General features: G+C 72.1%; 13 protein-coding genes. 4 read left to right on the top strand and 9 right to left on the bottom strand.

Going from position 1 to position 14,633, the window contains the following annotated elements:
- Window positions 1-24: 24 nt before the first annotated feature.
- From ACLQ2V_RS15795 to moaC, 4 genes are all read right to left on the bottom strand, one after another.
- Window positions 25-450, bottom strand: coding sequence for a molybdenum cofactor biosynthesis protein MoaE (locus tag ACLQ2V_RS15795; RefSeq protein WP_425719463.1), 426 nt, complete (start codon window positions 448-450; stop codon window positions 25-27).
- Window positions 451-452: 2 nt separating this feature from the next.
- Window positions 453-1,712 carry a molybdopterin molybdotransferase MoeA gene (locus ACLQ2V_RS15790; protein ID WP_425719230.1) on the bottom strand — a complete coding sequence of 420 codons (1,260 nt, stop codon included), beginning with the start codon at window positions 1,710-1,712 and terminating at the stop codon, window positions 453-455.
- A 95-nt stretch (window positions 1,713-1,807) separates the two neighbouring features.
- Entirely contained in the window at window positions 1,808-2,278 is a 471-nt protein-coding gene (locus tag ACLQ2V_RS15785; protein ID WP_425719229.1) for a MogA/MoaB family molybdenum cofactor biosynthesis protein, read from the bottom strand.
- The gene (gene moaC, locus ACLQ2V_RS15780) at window positions 2,275-2,766 is read right to left on the bottom strand and encodes a cyclic pyranopterin monophosphate synthase MoaC (RefSeq protein ID WP_425719228.1); all 492 of its coding nucleotides are present in this window, start codon (window positions 2,764-2,766) and stop codon (window positions 2,275-2,277) included. The genes ACLQ2V_RS15785 and moaC overlap by 4 nt, the downstream gene beginning before the upstream one ends.
- 939 nt (window positions 2,767-3,705) lie before the next feature.
- Between moaC and ACLQ2V_RS15775 the strand changes: the two genes are divergently transcribed.
- Genes ACLQ2V_RS15775 through ACLQ2V_RS15760 form a run of 4 tightly spaced genes read left to right on the top strand, consistent with a single transcriptional unit; the run spans window position 3,706 to window position 8,509 of the window.
- A complete protein-coding gene (locus tag ACLQ2V_RS15775) occupies window positions 3,706-6,114 on the top strand; it encodes a putative bifunctional diguanylate cyclase/phosphodiesterase (protein WP_425719462.1) in 2,409 nt (802 codons plus the stop codon).
- Window positions 6,111-7,463 carry a glycosyltransferase 87 family protein gene (locus ACLQ2V_RS15770; RefSeq protein WP_425719227.1) on the top strand — a complete coding sequence of 451 codons (1,353 nt, stop codon included), beginning with the start codon at window positions 6,111-6,113 and terminating at the stop codon, window positions 7,461-7,463. Before ACLQ2V_RS15775 ends, ACLQ2V_RS15770 begins: the two co-directional genes overlap by 4 nt.
- Entirely contained in the window at window positions 7,460-8,095 is a 636-nt protein-coding gene (locus ACLQ2V_RS15765) for a phosphoribosyltransferase (protein WP_425719226.1), read from the top strand. Before ACLQ2V_RS15770 ends, ACLQ2V_RS15765 begins: the two co-directional genes overlap by 4 nt.
- Window positions 8,096-8,116: 21 nt before the next feature.
- The gene (locus ACLQ2V_RS15760) at window positions 8,117-8,509 is read left to right on the top strand and encodes a zf-TFIIB domain-containing protein (RefSeq protein WP_425719225.1); all 393 of its coding nucleotides are present in this window, start codon (window positions 8,117-8,119) and stop codon (window positions 8,507-8,509) included.
- An 84-nt stretch (window positions 8,510-8,593) separates the two neighbouring features.
- Here the strand turns inward: ACLQ2V_RS15760 and ACLQ2V_RS15755 are convergent, their stop codons facing one another.
- The 5 genes from ACLQ2V_RS15755 to rpsF form a co-directional block, all read right to left on the bottom strand.
- On the bottom strand, window positions 8,594-12,244 hold the full coding sequence (locus ACLQ2V_RS15755; RefSeq protein ID WP_425719461.1) for a replicative DNA helicase: 3,651 nt from the start codon (window positions 12,242-12,244) through the stop codon (window positions 8,594-8,596).
- Between the two features lie 415 nt (window positions 12,245-12,659).
- Window positions 12,660-13,106: a 50S ribosomal protein L9 gene (gene rplI, locus ACLQ2V_RS15750; protein ID WP_425719224.1), complete on the bottom strand. Its 447-nt coding sequence runs from the start codon at window positions 13,104-13,106 to the stop codon at window positions 12,660-12,662.
- Between the two features lie 14 nt (window positions 13,107-13,120).
- Window positions 13,121-13,360, bottom strand: coding sequence for a 30S ribosomal protein S18 (gene rpsR, locus ACLQ2V_RS15745; RefSeq protein ID WP_007073789.1), 240 nt, complete (start codon window positions 13,358-13,360; stop codon window positions 13,121-13,123).
- A 41-nt stretch (window positions 13,361-13,401) separates the two neighbouring features.
- Entirely contained in the window at window positions 13,402-13,944 is a 543-nt protein-coding gene (locus ACLQ2V_RS15740; RefSeq protein ID WP_425719223.1) for a single-stranded DNA-binding protein, read from the bottom strand.
- Window positions 13,945-14,026: 82 nt separating this feature from the next.
- Entirely contained in the window at window positions 14,027-14,317 is a 291-nt protein-coding gene (gene rpsF, locus ACLQ2V_RS15735; protein WP_120683045.1) for a 30S ribosomal protein S6, read from the bottom strand.
- Window positions 14,318-14,633: the final 316 nt, after the last annotated feature.

Raw genomic sequence — 14,633 nt, 5'->3', positions numbered from 1 at the left:
TCCCGCGTCAATCGCGGCGGCGTGTCAGGGGCAGTTGACCCACTCCTCGGTGCCGTCGGCGAAGACCTGACGCTTCCAGATCGGCAGCCGCGCCTTCACCTCGTCGACCAGCCGGGCGCAGGCCGCGAACGCGGCGGCCCGGTGCGCCGTGCTCACCGCCGCGACCAGCGCCACGTCGCCGACGTCGAGCGGGCCGACCCGGTGCGACACCGCCACCGCGTACACGTCCGGGTCGGCGGCCACCTCGGCGGCGACCTCCCGGAGCACCGCCGCGGCGCTCGGGTGCCCCTCGTACTCCAGGCTGGTCACGTCGCGGCCGTGATCGTGGTCGCGGACCACGCCCTGGAACGACACCACCGCGCCGGCCCGCCGGTCGGCGACGGCCGCCTCGTGCGCGGCCAGGTCCAGCGGCGCGTCGGTGACCGTGCCGAAGATCGTCGCCTCCTCGATCGTCACCAGGCCCGCTCCCCCGGAAGCAGGGGCAGCGGCACGATCGGCACCCGCGCGCCGGGCTCGCCCGTGCCGCCCGGCCGGATGACGGCGAACCCGTCCGCGCCGGCCAGCCCGCGCAGCATCGCCGAGCCGACGTGCCGGAGGGGGTGGGCGGTGCCGGCGGCCCGGTCCAGCCGTACCAGGGCCAGATGGGTGTGATCACCCCGGCCCGGCACCGGCTCGGCGAGGGTGGCGTGCGGCAGCGCCGGCATCGACCGGCCCTGCAACCCGGCCAGCAGCGGGGCGACCAGCGAGACGAGCGCGACGATCGCCGACTGCGGGTTGCCGGGCAGGCCGGCGACGAACCGGGGCCGCCCGTCCGGGTGCGACAGCCGGGCCAGCAGCATCGGGAAGCCGGGGCGGACCGCGACCGTGTTGACCACGTAGTCCGCGCCGAGCGCCGCCAGGGCGGGGTGCAGGTGGTCGACGGGGCCGTGCATCGTCCCGCCGGTGGTGCAGACCAGGTCGGCGGCGTCGAGCGCCTGCCGCAGGGCCGCCACGTGCGCCGGCAGCGTGTCGGCCACCGGGCCGGTCACGTCGGCCGGGCGCACCTGGCAGCCGTACCGGCGCAGCCACGCCGGCACGGCCGGGCCGAGGGCGTCGCGGACCCGGCCGTCGGCCGGCGGCCCGTAGGTCAGCAGCTCGTCGCCGAAGACCAGCAGCGCGGCCCGGGGCGAGCGGCGGACCCGCAGGGTGTCGTGCCCGCAGGAGGCGGCCAGCCCGATCAGCGCCGGGTCCACCGGGGTGCCGGCGGGGAGCAGTTCCTCCCCCGCGTACGCCTCCTCGCCCGGCCGCCGCCACTCCGGGTTGGCCCGGGGGGTGCCGGCGACCCGGCCGTCGGCCGTCCGGGTGGACTCCTCGACCCGCAGGATCGCGGTGACGCCCTCGGGCACCATCGCGCCGGTGGCGATCTCGACGGTGCTGCCCTCCTCGGCCAACGGGGGCGGACTGCCGCCGGCCAGCACCCGGCCGACGATCCGCCACGGCCCGGCCCCGCGCACCGCCCAGCCGTCCACGCTGGAGGTGGGGAAGGCCGGCAGGTCGGTGCGGGTGGTCAGCGGTTCGGCGAGGGTGTGCCCGTCGGCGTCGGGCAGCGGCCGGCTCACGGCGGGCAGCGCGGCGGCCAGCCCGACGGCGTACACCCGGCAGCGGGCCTCCTCCCAGCCGGCCGGCGGGGGTGCGGCTGCCTGTTCCGCGGCGGACGCGGTTTCCGTGCTCACCGGCCGAGCCTATCGCCGCACGGCCCGGGACGGGCCCGTCAGTGCCCGTCGCCTTGTCAGTGCCCGCCGCTGCGCCGTCAGTGCCCGCCGCTGCGTCAGTGGTCGCCGCCGCGGAGCTGATCGACGGCGTGGGTGAGGATCGGGCCGAGCACGGCGAGGCCGTCGCGGGCGCCGCCGGTGGAGCCGGGCAGGTTGACCACCAACATCCGGCCGACCACCCCGGCGAGGCCCCGGGAGAGCGCCGCCGTCGGCACCCGGTCCCGGCTGTACGCGCGGATCGCCTCGGCGATGCCGGGGATCTCGTAGTCGAGCAGCGCCCGGGTCACCTCCGGGGTCCGGTCGGTGGGGGTGATCCCGGTCCCGCCGCTGGTCAGCACCACGTCGACCCCGTCGGCGAGGGCGGCCCGCAGCGCCACGCCGACCGGCTCGCCGTCGGGCACCACCACCGGGTCGTCGACCTGGCAGCCCAGCTCCCGCAGCCCGGCCACGAGCAGCGGGCCACTGGTGTCGGCATAGACGCCGGCCGAGGCGCGGCCGGAGGCGACGAGCACCCGGGCGCGGATCACGGCCGGTCCTGCGGGCGGGTCCAGAGGCCGGTCTTGCCGCCCTCCTTGCGCAGCACCCGCACCGAGTCGACCGACGCGGCCGGGTCGACCGCCTTGACCATGTCGACCAGGGCGAGGCCGGCCACCGCCACGGCGGTCAGCGCCTCCATCTCCACCCCGGTGCGGTCGGCGGTCCGTGCCGTCGCGGTGATCTCGACGGTGTCGTCGGTCAGCGCCAGGTCCACCGTCACCCCGTGCAGCGCGATCGGATGGCAGAGCGGGATCAGGTCCGGGGTCCGCTTCGCGCCCATGATGCCGGCGATCCGGCCGACGGCGAGCGCGTCGCCCTTGGGCAACCCGTCGCGGCGCAGCAGGTCGACCACCTCGGCGGTGGTCCGCAGTCGACCGGCGGCCACCGCTCGCCGGCCGGACACCGTCTTGTCGGCGACGTCGACCATGCGGGCCGCACCCGCCGCGTCGACGTGGGTGAGCTGCCCGGGATCGGTCACGGGTGGAGCCTATCGTCCGAGCGGGCGTTCCTCGCCGGCCGGTCGCCGCGCCCCACCGATCGGTCGAGGGCCTCCAGCGGAATGGCCACATCCCATTACGCGATGACACCCCGTCCCATTTCGCGGCGATACCATTCGGACCGCGAAGAGGCGCGGAGTCGACACTTCGCGACGTCGGCCGGCGGGGGCCCGACACCATTCGAGCGACCGATGGAACGACCGGCCGTGCGGCGAGAACCGAGAGAGCCGGGCGAAGCCGCAAGGGGGCCCGGACTGGGAGGGCTCCCAGCTCCGGATATCCCTGCATTTTTCGCAAGAGTTGATAAAACCCGTAAAGAAGGCTTTTTGCTCAACCGTTTGCGGCAAGTATCGGTCCGCTGCGGCGCATTGCGGGGAGCGCTCGCCGACTTGGCGAGGAGAGCCGCCGAAGGCGACAGCGGCAGCAGCCGAACCCGGGTTACTTTCCGCGCCGACCGGGGAGGGACAGTCGGGAACCGCACCCGGATAATCGGGGGCGGGAAGCCCCGCACCATTGGCATTGCGTCTCCACGCGGGAACGGTGAGTGACAATGCGTCGGCGCATTCGCTCATACTGCGCATATGGACATGAAAAGCTATCAACTCCGCCAAAGCCCCCTTAGGCTCCTTCCTGTCGGGCGGCCCCACGGGCTCCCGGCACCCCATCGGATCCCCGGACGAAAGGCGAAATCATGCGCAGCCACGACTGGCTCTGAACGGCCTTCCACTGAAGGCTGACCGGCCGTAGAGTTCCGAAATACGGACCGCGACGAAGCAGGGCACGCCAGAAGGAAAAACGTGACTCGGACCGTCACACGCGACAGTGGGACCGATCGGCGGCTCATGCTGCTTGTCGGTCTCGTCGTGTTCGTGGCCACGGCAGCCGCCCTGCTGAGCGTGCGCACCATCGCCCTCGACGGCATGCCCGACACCCGGGACCTCGTCCGGGCCGCCAGCCTCACCTTCCTGGTGGCGGTCGGTGCCACGGTCAACGTGCGGGTCCGCATCCGGGCCACCACCCACGGCGTCTCCTGGACCGAGGTGGCCATCGTGGTGGGCGTCGCGGTCGCCCCGCTGCCGTGGATGATCCTCGCCACCGGGCTGGGCATGATCATCGCCCGGGTGCTGCGCGGGCTCAAGCCACTCAAGATCGTTTTCGGCATCGCCAAGGAGATGTCGCTCGCCGCCGTCGCCGGCAGCGTGCTCACGCTGGCCGGGTGGGCCTGGCCCCTGACCGGCTCACTCAACCGCGCGGTCTGGACGCTCGTCCTGGCGTACCTGATCGTCGTGGTGCTCGACGAGGCGCTCACCCTGCCGGTGATCGCGCTCGCCACCCGGACCCCGGCCCGGCACCTCTTCTGGGAAAACCTCGACCTGCGCACGGCCAGCGCCGCCGCCCGGCTCCTGGTCACCGTCTCCACCCTGCTGATCCTGCACAGCAATCCCAGCTTCCTCATCGTCGTGCCACCGCTGGTGCTGAGCCTGCACCTGACCTACTCCAGCCGCATACACAGCAGGTTCGAACGCGACGCCTGGCAACGCCTGGCCCGGACCACCGACGCACTCAACGTCGTCGACCTCGACAAGGTCCTCACCACCGCCGTCACCCAGGCGGCCGCGCTCTTCTCCGCCGACGAGGTGGAGATCGCGCTGCGCGAGGGCGAGCGCACCGTGCGCGGGGCCGCCGGCACCCGCACCTACGACGGGCCCGCCGAGCCGAACAGCGCCGTGGGCGGCTCGACGATCGAAGTACGCCTCGAAGGCCACGACCGCGCCGTGGACGTCGGCACGCTCCGGCTCCGATTCCGTGGCCCGGTCCGGTTCTCCGAACGCGAGCAGTACATCCTGCGCACCTTCGCCTCCGCGCTCTGCACCTCCATGCGCAACGCGCAGGCGTACGCCGAGCTGGCCCGCGTCGCCGACGAACACGCCTACGCGGCGACCCACGACCCGCTGACCGGCCTGGCCAACCGGCGACGCCTGCTGGAACAGGGCCGCGCGCAGCTCGACACCCGGCACGCCGACGGGGTGACCGCCCTCATGCTGATCGACCTCAACCACTTCAAGGAGGTCAACGACACCCTCGGCCACTCCGCCGGCGACCAGGTGCTCATCCAGGTCGCCGAACGGCTGCGCGGCGCCGCCCAGGACGGCGACCTGGTGGCCCGACTCGGCGGCGACGAGTTCGCCGTGCTCCTGCGCGGCCTGCCCGCCCCGGCGGTCGCGGCGCACCGCGCGGAGGCGCTGCTGGCCGCGCTGCGCGAACCGCTCGACCTGGAGGGCATGCGGATCAGCGTCGAGGCCAGCGGCGGCATCGCCGTCGCGCCGACCGACGGCGGGGTCGCCGAGCTGCTGCGCCGCGCCGACGTGGCGATGTACCAGGCCAAGCGGGCCGGCCAACGCATCAGCACGTACGCCGCGACCCGGGACACCGCCGACCTCGGCCGACTCGCCCTCGGCGGTGAGCTGCCCCGCGCGGTCGCCGACCACGAGTTCACCGTCAACTTCCAGCCGATCGTCGACCTCGCCACCGGCGAGGTGACCAGCGCCGAGGCCCTGGCCCGGTGGCACCACCCGGTGCACGGCATGATCGACCCGCTGCGTTTCCTGGAGGCCGTCGAACGCTCCGGCCTGCTTCCGGCCTTCGCCGAGGCGATCCTCGACCAGGCACTCATCGCCGCCGACAGCTGGCGGGCCGCCGGCTTCGACCTGGCCGTGGCCGTCAACGTCTCCCCCCGCAGCCTGCTCGACCCCCGCTTCCCCGGCGCGGTGCTGGCCCGGCTACGCGCCCACGACCTGCCACCCGACCGGCTGGTTTTGGAACTGACCGAGACGCTGACCCTCAGCCAGCTCGACGTCGTCGACCGGGTGCTCACCCGACTACGCGACGAGGGCATCCGGCTGGCCCTGGACGACTTCGGCACCGGCTACTCGTCGCTCTCCCTGCTCTCCCGCATCCCGGTCCACGAGCTGAAGATCGACCGCAGCTTCGTGTCGGTTATGGACACCTCGGCCGAGGCCGCCGCCGTCATCCGCTCCACCCTCGACCTCGGTCGCAGCCTCGGGCTCACCGTCGTCGCCGAGGGGGTGGAGAGCGAGCCGCAACGCCGCGCACTCTGGGAGGCCGGCTGCGTCTCCGGCCAGGGCCACCTCTTCGGCCGACCGGTCCCGGCCGGAACGCTGCTGTCGGCGCTGCACCGCGGCTTCGACGGACGCCCCGGCACCCTCGCCCCACCGCTGCACGACGCGGGCGCCGTGCTCCGGCTCCCGCCCGGCCGCCGCCAGGGCGGCCGGGGCCGCACCGAACGTCTGCCACACTTGCCCGCGTGACCGCCACCGTCGACCGGCCCGCCCGCCTCCGCGCCGGATGGCGCAAAGTCGACCGGGCCGCCGGCGGTCTCCCCCTCGACCTCGGCCTCTACGCCGCCTCCGCCGCGTTCGCGGCGATCACCGCCGCCACCTCCACCCTCACACCGCACCGGGCCTGGGGCTCGGTCGCCGCCCTCGGCTACCTGGCCGGAGCCCTCGCCGTCGCCGGCCAACTGGCCCTACGTCGCCGCCACCCCGCCTCGCCCCTGGCCGGCCGGCCCGGCCGCTGGGCGCTCACCGGCCTCGCCTGGGCCACCACCGCCGGGCTGCCCCTGGTCCTGCAGAGCGTCCAGCGCGCGGCCGGGCGGGCCGACCGGGCACAGGAGGAGGTGATCGTCGTCGAGCAGGCCGGCCACCGCCTCGTCGAGACCGGCACCCCCTACCTCGGGCACGACGCCATCGCCGCCCTCCCCGCCGCCGAACGGCTGCTCGGCTACACCCCGTACCAGCCCGGAATGGCCCTCTTCGGGCTGCCCCGCGCCGTCGCCGACGGCTGGTGGACCGACGCCCGCGTCTGGTTCGCGGTGGCCACCGCGCTGGCCCTCGCCCTGGCGGTGCGCGCCCTGCACCCCGGCGACCCCGCCACCCGCACCGACCGGTCCGTGGCGCTGCGCGGCGTGCAGGCCGCCACCGTCCTGCCGATCTGCGCCCTCACCCTGGCCACCGGCGGCGATGACCTGCCGGTGCTCGCCCTCTGCCTGCTGGCCCTCGCCCTCGCCGCCGCCGACCGGCCCGGGCGCGCCGGCCTGGCCGTCGGGGTGGCCGGCGCGCTGAAGCTCCTCGCCTGGCCGGTCGCCCTCGTGCTCATCGCCTGGGCGGCGACCCGACGCCGCAGCGGGCGACTCGCCGCCGGGGCGCTCGGGGTGCCGGCGCTCGCCCTGCTCCCGGCCCTCCTCGTCGACCGCGACGCCCTGGTCGAGAACGTGCTGCGCTTCCCGCTCGGCCACGGCCTGGTGACCAGCCCGGCGCAGTCCCCGCTGCCCGGCCACCTGATCGCGACCGCCCTGCCCGCCGGCCGGGCCGTCGCCGCCGCGCTGCTGGTCGCCGTCGGCGTCGGCATCGCCGTCCGGCTGCTGCGCCGCCCGCCCCGCACGGCCGCCGCCACCGCAGCCATCTGCGGGTACGGGCTGCTGGCCGCGATCGTCCTCATGCCGTCGACCCGCTTCGGGTACCTGCTCTACCCGATCGCCCTGCTGGCCTGGGTGCCCGCGCTGACCTGCCGCGAACCGGCCGCCGCGCCCCCACCCACCGGGGGTCTTCTGCCGACTTCCGGCGCGCCCGCCCCGGCAGGGCGTACACCTGAGTCATGACGACCACCTACCGCGACCGGGCGGACGCCGGGCGGCTCCTCGCCGAACAGCTCGCCGGGCTGGCCGGCGAGCCCGGCGTCATCGTGCTCGGCCTGGTCCGGGGCGGGGTGCCCGTGGCCCAGGTGGTCGCCGAGCGGCTCCGCGCCCCGCTCGACGTGCTGGTGGTACGCAAGCTCGGGCTCCCCACCGCGCCCGAGGTCGCCTTCGGCGCGCTCGGCCCCAACGGCGTGCGGGTGCTCAACGACCCCCTGGCCGCCCGCCTCGGCCCCGAGGAGATCGACGGGGTGCAGCGCCACGAACAGGCCGAACTGGAGCGTCGGGAACGTCGCTACCGGGCCGGCCGCCCGCCACTGGACCTGACCGGGCGACTCGCCGTCGTCGTGGACGACGGGCTGGCCACCGGCGCCACCGCCCGCGCCGCCGTGCAGGTGGCCCGGCAGCTCGGCGCCCGCCGGGTCGTCGTCGGGGTCCCGGTCGGGGCCGAGGACGCATACCGGCTGCTGGCCGCGGAGGCCGACCAGGTCGTCTGCGTACGGCGACCGGCGGACTTCGGCTCGGTCAGCAGCTACTACGACGACTTCCATGAGGTCTCCGACGACGAGGTGACCCGGACGCTCACCACGATCGGGTGACTGACCAGGTACCTTCGAACGATGCAGCTCACCTGTCCGAAGTGTCACGGAGACATGCGTCAGTACGAACGCAGCGGGGTCGTCATCGACCAGTGCGGCGAATGCCGGGGGATCTTCCTGGATCGCGGCGAGTTGGAGAAGCTCTTCGAGGCCGAGGCGAACTGGAACCGCCAGCAGCCACCGGGTGCCCCGAACCCGGGTCAGCGGCCTCCGGCGCCCGGTGGCTACCCGCCGCCTCCGCCGCCCGCCCACCAGCCGGGGTACGGCGCGGTTCCGCCCCCGCCGCCGCCCGCGCACGGCTACCCGCCGGCCGCCCCCGCCTACGGCGGGCACGGCCAGCAGCAGTACGGCTACCACGGCCACTACCGCCGCAAGAAGAAGCACGGCGGCTTCCTCGGCGAGCTCTTCGACTAGGACCGGGCTGCCGCTTCCTCCCGTAGCCGGGCCGGTCACCGCACCGGCCCGGTCAGCGGGTGCCCCTGCCGACGGCCCTGCGGGTCAGACGATCGCCATGTCGACGAAGCGAGAGAGGTGCAGCTGCGCGGCCACGGTGATGGAGTCGGTTGGCCCATTCCTGTGCTTGGCGACAATAAAATCCGCCTCGCCCGCCCGAGGCGACTCCTTGTCGTAGTAGTCGTCCCGGTGCAAGAGGATTACAACGTCAGCATCCTGTTCGATGGAATTGTGGGTGGCGATACCGTTGGCGATGAAGTTGTGCGTTCCAAGGACGGTCGCGTCGTAGACGTCACGCTCACCGATGGACTCGATCGAAACGATTTCATCCCAGAAGATGTCGTTGGTGGCGTGCAGCTCAAGGTCCACGGAGTCGAGGACCGCAGCAATCTTGGCCAGCCTGGACCTGCTGGGTGCGCACTTCCATAAGGCGCTGCCGCAGAACTGTGTGTCGATCGCCTTGGCGAACTCTCGATGGCTCATGCCTCGGTCGACGAGGATGCTACGCACCTCCGACCACACCTCCGTGGGCACGGTGTCGACGTTGGTATTGCTTTCCTGCGACTCCAACGCGGCCAGCAGGGCCGTGCAGTTGGTTGCGCGCTCGCCGTGTACCCCGATCTCCCGGAGAAAGCGAAGCTGGTCGTCCCGCCCTGAGACGTCGAGCGTGTACTGAGCCCGGTATCGGGCGACCGGAACAACCTTGAGGCGGGCGGTGATTCCGTACCGGAGGAGAAGACGGGAGATGTCCTCCAACATTCGTCGGCTGGTTGACGAGAAATAGACCCTGCCACCGCGGCCGGACTTATTGACGCAGACGGAACCGTCAGTCGCCCAGAGGTGGCGTAGAAAGGTGGTGATCTGCTCCTTGGGCAGGCCAAAGACCGCCTGCGGCACGAACTTCTCGTGGGACCTGAGGCCGAACAGCCCTAGCCCGTCCAGCCATTCGGCCACCGGATTCCGGCGGCCTCGGGCCAGCCGATAAGGGGCAGGAAGACGCAGGGTCGTCACCCTGGCGGCGGCGTAGTCGTCCCGGACAGCAGAGATGCCGAAGTGCTTGGCCGCGTCCGCAACGGCTTGCAGATTCTGTTCGTCGCAGCTTGCGTACCTAATCGGCTGGCGCCGGACGAACGAGCCGTCACCGAGCAAATGCGCCAGCAAGGTCACCTCTGCCTCGGGCCACGGCCTAGTGGCAAGCGGGGGCGGGACGTGCCTCGGCGTCGCAATACGCACACCGGCGGCCAACTCTCCGAGCGGCACCCAACCGGCGAAGGTCAGGAACGGGTGGTTGGCCGTGGCATCGATCTGCTTTCCCGACGCCAGTGTCATCCGGAACACCTCGCGGAAGCCGCTCGGGAAGACGTGGGTCATGGTGCGGGGGGCGTAACGAAGGTTCTCGTCGAGCGCCCAGACGGGGATGTCCTTGGCCTCGTCAGCGAGGAGATCGCCCAGGGTCACCTCTGCATTGTTGTCCGCGCGGAGAAGCCTGGTTTCCGCTGTCAGGCACCCAGATTCGCGCAAATCGGACAGCTGGGGTCGCTTGTCGGTTCGCTGCTCCGGGCCACGGTTCAGCTGACTGACCGCGATCACCGGGCACTCGACCTCCTTGGCCAGCAGCTTGAGGCCACGGGACAGGTCGGCGACCTCCTGCTGGCGGCTCTCGGTGCGCTTCGGCGACGTCATCAGCTGGAGATAGTCGACCACGATCAGCTTCAGGTCGTGCTTCTGCTTGAGCCGGCGGGCCTTCGCCCGGATCTCCATCAGGTTCATGCTGGGCGTGTCGTCGACGAAGAGCGGCGCCTCGCTGATCTCACCCATGCAGCGGGCCAGCTTGGTCCAGTCGTCGTCGGAGAGTTGGCCGCTGCGCAGCACGTGCAGCGGGACTCGGGCCTCGGCCGAGAGCAGTCGCATGACGATCTCGACCTTGCTCATCTCCAGCGAGAAGATCGCCGCCGCCTGGTTGGCCCGGATGGCCGCGTTGCGGGCGAAGTCCATGCTGGCGGTGCTGTTGTGCGTCGGAATCATGGACCGACCGGCCAGGTAGAGGTGGTCCGGGTTGTCCACGGTCACGCAGCGGACCGGGACGCTCGGCACCGGCCGGACGTCGACGATGAAGCGCGAGGTGGTGCCGGCCTCCGGGAACGGCGCACGCCGCGCGGCGTGCGCCGCATGCTTCTCCGGCCGCCGGAAGACGGTGTCGGGGGTCGAGAAACTCACGGTGTACGCGACCGAGGAGGCCTCTCGCACGGGCGTCTCGTCGATCGTGCACCGGTAGCCGAGGCTGACGACGAGTTCCCGTACGCACTCGATCAACCGTCGGGATGTCGAGGTGTAGCGGAGGACGCCGGCGGCGACCACCGTGCCGGCGCTGTCCATCAGCCCCGCGAGCAGCGCCCGGCGCTGGTCCGCCGAGGCCCGCAGGTATTCCGGCGGGATGTCACCGGCCCGCCCGTCGCCGAGCCGCACCCCGAGGGTGTACGGCGGCACCACGAGATCTCGCGGGGGAAGCTGCAGCGGCGCGCAGTTCTCGACGGCGTGGTTGAGTTTCCGCGCCGTCCCGGCGTGCAGCGTGGCGGCGATCCGGGCGGTCGTCACCACGCCGTCGTCGGACGCTCCCGCGCCCGGTTCGACCTGCCGTACCCGTTCGAGGGTCTGCAACGGGGCGCCCAGCCGTCGCGCAGTCGCGCGGATCGTCGCCTGGGCGGCCGGGACGTTCGCCACCGAGGTTTCGGGCCGCTGGTGGTGCAAACGGCTTTCGGGCTGCCGACGGCTGGCGCGGGTGGTGGTCTTCCACAGGTGCTCGGCGTCGGCCACGATGATCGAGCCGTCGGAGAACTCGACCTCGTAGCAGGGGCGGTCGTGCCGCACCTCGAATGCCGCCGTGACGGTAGTCGGGGTGCCGTCCGCCGCAAGAAGTTGATCGCCGACCGCGACCTCACCCATGGTGGTCCAGCCGTCGGGGGTGGGCAGCGGGGTGTCCAGCGCGAGCGCCTTCCCCAGACCGGGCCGGCCGGCCACGATGATGAGCTGCCCCGCGTGCAGGCCGTTGAGCAGCCGGTCGAGGTCGGTGAAGCCGGTCGGCACCCCGGTCATCATGCCGCCCTGAGCCCCGACGGCCTCGATCTCGTCCAGGGTGGGCTGGAGCATGTCGGCCAGGACGGCGAAGTCCTCGTTGACCCGGCGTTCGGTGATGTCGTAGACGGCTTGTTGGGCCAGGTCGACGATGTCGTCGACGTCCCGGCCGCCGCCGTTGGCGGTGCCGTAGCCGAGCTGCACGATCTTGGTGCCGGCCTCCACCAGGCGGCGCAGCACCGCCCGCTCCCCGACGATCCGCGCGTAGTAGGCGGCGTTCGCGGCGGTCGGCACGCTCGCGATCAGGGTGTGCAGGTACGGTGCGCCGCCGATGCGGGCCAGGTCGCCGGAGTTGGCCAGGGCGGCGGCCACGGTGATCGGGTCGGCGGGCTCGCCCCGGCCGTAGATGTCGAGGATGGCGTCGAAGACGGTGGCGTGCACCGGTCGGTAGAAGTCGTTGGACTTCAGGATCTCCACGACGTCGGCGATGGCGTCCTTGGAGAGCAGCATGCCGCCGAGGACGCACTGCTCTGCGGCGACGTCCTGGGGTGGGGTCTTCTCGAACTGGCCTTCCCGCTGTGGCGGGGCGGGTTGTTGGCCGCCGCCCCGTGGCTCCGTCCGCATGTCGTCGGTGACCGACACGGGTCCCCCCTCCGCTGCGTCGGTTCGAACTACCGGCTCGCCGCAGGACGCGACGACTTCCGATCGGACCGGTCGGGTCGATCGGGGGTCATCGCACCGGCGGTCGAGAGGTCACCATACGGAACCCGAGGTCAGCGACTCAACCGTGCCGGTGGACGAGCCTTGGGACAACCTGTGGATGCCGGTGGACAACGTGGGTGCAGGTTGTGCACAGCCTGTGGACAACCGTGGGAGTTTTTCTCACAGGAGCGCACTGAGCTGGGGAAACGCTACCCACACCCTGTGGACAGAAAATTGTTTGGCGATGATCTACGCGATGCGCGGGTCGGACGGGTCGGACGGCGCAGGGCCCGCACCGGCGTACCGGTGCGGGCCCTGCGGGTGGTGCTGTCGGGTGTCAGCCCTGAACGACGTTGAGGTCGAACTTGGCGGTCACCTCGGGGTGGAGCTTGATGCCGACCGGGTACGAGCCCAACGACTTGATGTGGTTGGGCAGGTCCAGCCGCCGACGGTCGAGGATCGGACCGCCGGCCGCCTTGACGGCGTCGACGATCTCGGTCGGGGTGACCGAGCCGAAGAGCCGCCCGCCGTCGCCGGCGCGGGCCTTCAGGCTGACCTTCAGCCCCTCGAGCTGGGCCTTGACCTCGTTGGCGTGGTCGAGGTCACGGATCTCGCGGGCCGAGCGGGCCCGCTTGATGACCGCGACCTGCTTCTCCGCACCCTTGGTCCAGGCGATCGCGAAGCCCTGCGGCAGCAGGTAGTTACGGCCGAAGCCGTTCTTCACCTCGACGATGTCGCCCGGGGCACCGAGGCCGGACACCTCCTGAGTCAGGATGATCTTCATGTCGGTGCCTCCTCTCAGCGGGCCGTGGCCGTGTACGGCAGGAGCGCCATCTCGCGGGCGTTCTTGACCGCGCGGGCGATCTGCCGCTGCTGCTGCGAGGTCACGCCGGTCACCCGTCGCGCGCGGATCTTGCCGCGGTCGGAGATGAACTTGCGCAGCAGCGCGGTGTCCTTGTAATCGATATAAGTGATCCCGTCCTTGTCGAGCGGGTTCACCTTCTTCTTTGGCTTGCGAAGGGCCGCAGCCTTAGCCATCGAACGTGCTCCTGGTTTGCGATCGCGGGCGCTCGGCGCCATTAGAACGGAGGCTCCTCGTCGAAGTTGCCGCCACCCGAACCACCGCGCGAGGGAGCTGGTGCAGCCGAAGCCGATGCCCAGGGGTCGTCGAAGTTGCCTCCGCCGCCGCCCTGGCCACCACCGCCACCGCCACCGAAGCCGCCACCGCTCCCGCCGGAGCGGGACATCTTCTGCACCTTCGCCGTGGCGTAGCGCAGCGACGGGCCGATCTCGTCGACCTCGAGCTCGATGACGGTGCGCTTCTCACCCTCGCGGGTCTCGTAGGACCGCTGACGAAGCCGGCCCGACACGATCACGCGGGCACCGCGCTGCAGCGACTCGGCGACGTGCTCGGCGGCCTGACGCCAGACCGTGCACGCGAGGAACAACGGCTCGCCGTCCTTCCACTCGCCGGACGCCTTGTCCATGAACCGGGGCGTCGAAGCGACCCGGAACTTGGCGACCGCAGCCCCGGAGGGGGTGAATCGCAACTCAGGGTCATCGGTCAGATTGCCGATGACCGTGATGGTGGTGTCTCCTGCCATTACCATCTCCTCGCGCACTCATCGTTCGGCGTACAGACTCGCAGAGCCGTACGACAGTGATGAGGCTGATCCGGGTGTGGACCGGGTGGAACCGGGATGCTTAGCGCATCTCCGGACGGATGACCTTGGTGCGCAGCACGGACTCGTTGAGCCGCAGCTGACGGTCCAGCTCTGCCACCGCCGCAGGCGTGGCCTGCAGGTCGATGACGGCGTAGATGCCCTCGGCCTTCTTGTTGATCTCGTACGCGAGGCGCCGGCGGCCCCACACGTCGGTCTTCTCGACCGAGCCACCCGCGGTCCGGATCACGTTCAGGTACGTGTCGAGCGACGGGGCAACGGTGCGTTCCTCGAGGCTGGAGTCGAGGATCACCATGATCTCGTAATGACGCAAGACGTCATCACCTCCTGTGGGCTAGGCGGCCACGGTACTTCCGTGGCAGGAGGTCGTGCGTCGTGCCGCCGAAGACCGGGGGAACCCGGCCGGAGGCGGACAACCAGACCAGGATACCCGGTCCGGACGATCATGCCCGCGCCGGTCGGCCGGCGCGGCGCAAAGGGCGAGGCGGGGCGGCGCGAAGGGCGGGGCGGGGCGGCGCGAAGGGCGGGGCGGGGCGGCGCGAAGGGCGGGGCGGGGCGGCGCGAAGGCGGGGGCCCGGTCCGACGAATGGCGTCGGACCGGGCCCCCGTCACGAGGCCGCGAGGCGTCC

The organism is Micromonospora sp. DT233, assembly GCF_049841815.1.
Taxonomy (GTDB): domain Bacteria; phylum Actinomycetota; class Actinomycetes; order Mycobacteriales; family Micromonosporaceae; genus Micromonospora.
Note: the sequence above shows the minus strand (reverse complement) of the source record. Positions and strands in the feature narration are given on the sequence as shown.

What these genes read in the sequence shown, in the direction of transcription:
- ACLQ2V_RS15755 (WP_425719461.1), bottom strand. Translation starts at nt 12,244, where the DNA reads ATGCGGACGGAGCCACGGGGCGGCGGCCAACAACCCGCCCCGCCACAG.
- ACLQ2V_RS15765 (WP_425719226.1), top strand. Translation starts at nt 7,460, where the DNA reads ATGACGACCACCTACCGCGACCGGGCGGACGCCGGGCGGCTCCTCGCC.
- ACLQ2V_RS15775 (WP_425719462.1), top strand. Translation starts at nt 3,706, where the DNA reads ATGCCCGACACCCGGGACCTCGTCCGGGCCGCCAGCCTCACCTTCCTG.
- rplI (WP_425719224.1), bottom strand. Translation starts at nt 13,106, where the DNA reads ATGAAGATCATCCTGACTCAGGAGGTGTCCGGCCTCGGTGCCCCGGGC.
- rpsR (WP_007073789.1), bottom strand. Translation starts at nt 13,360, where the DNA reads ATGGCTAAGGCTGCGGCCCTTCGCAAGCCAAAGAAGAAGGTGAACCCG.
- ACLQ2V_RS15760 (WP_425719225.1), top strand. Translation starts at nt 8,117, where the DNA reads ATGCAGCTCACCTGTCCGAAGTGTCACGGAGACATGCGTCAGTACGAA.